The sequence below is a fragment of the Paracoccus sp. NIOT.M2S5SZ12 genome (genome assembly GCF_057748165.1).
This window is the reverse complement of sequence record NZ_JBYLFR010000073.1, coordinates 1-417: the sequence shown is the minus strand read 5'-3', so window position 1 is coordinate 417 and position 417 is coordinate 1. Positions and strand designations below refer to the sequence as shown.

The 417-nt window shown below is 62.4% G+C and carries 1 protein-coding gene; it reads right to left on the bottom strand.

Annotated elements, in window-relative coordinates; all coding sequences use genetic code 11:
* On the bottom strand, nt 1–417 hold a 417-nt coding region (locus AC2SGK_RS18350; RefSeq protein ID WP_488324808.1), incomplete at both ends, for an IS3 family transposase.

Genomic DNA, 417 nt, shown 5'->3' with positions numbered 1-417 from the left:
GTGGATGACCTCAGCCTTGAAAAGGCCGTTGATCGTCTCGGCCAGGGCGTTGTCGTAACTGTCACCGACGCTGCCGACCGAGGGCTCGATGCCGGCCTCGGCCAGCCGTTCGGTGTATTTGATGGACAGATATTGACTGCCCCGATCACTATGGTGAACCAACCCCATGCCCTTGACCGGGCGGCGTTCGTGGACAGCCTGTTCGAGGGCATCCAGGACAAACCCGGCATGAGGGGAGGCGCTGACGCGCCAGCCGACGATCCTGCGGGCATAGGCGTCGATGACGAAGGCGACATAGACGAAGCCCTTCCAGGTGGCGACATAGGTGAAGTCGCTGACCCACAGCATGTTGGGCGCTGGCACCCGGAACTGGCGGTTGACCTTGTCCAGCGGACACGGCTGCTTCTTGTCGGGGAT